The 349-nt window shown below is 55.9% G+C and carries 1 pseudogene; it reads right to left on the bottom strand.

Features of this window, described 5'->3' with window-relative positions:
- A pseudogene (locus G7007_RS21910) lies at positions 1-206 on the bottom strand (hypothetical protein); the annotation flags it as partial.
- Positions 207-349: the final 143 nt, after the last annotated feature.

Genomic DNA, 349 nt, shown 5'->3' with positions numbered 1-349 from the left:
ATGATGGTCTTCAACGGCGCCTCAGCAGTACCTGCTGCTGTATCGTCCCCACTGATTTGGTTGACCCAGTAGCGCTTGGTGTTCGATGGCACTGCGGCAATAGCAGCGGCCAATGCCGCGTTGATCTCGTTTTTCTTGCCGCTAAACGTGGCAAGCAGGGCATTGGTGGCGGTCACCAAATCGGCAACGGTGCTTTCGAGGCTCATACAGAATTACACTCCTAAGGTTTTTTGAGAGAACAGGTGCTGCAGACTGATCAGGCCTGTCGCGTTCGCAACGATCGCAACCAGCTGGTTTTCACGATCGGCGCTTTGTTGCTGCTCGGCCGCTTTCAGGCGCTGCAGCAGGC

Origin of the sequence: Pseudomonas entomophila (assembly GCF_013523125.1) — a bacterium.
GTDB lineage: Bacteria > Pseudomonadota > Gammaproteobacteria > Pseudomonadales > Pseudomonadaceae > Aquipseudomonas > Aquipseudomonas entomophila_B.
Note: the sequence above shows the minus strand (reverse complement) of the source record. Positions and strands in the feature narration are given on the sequence as shown.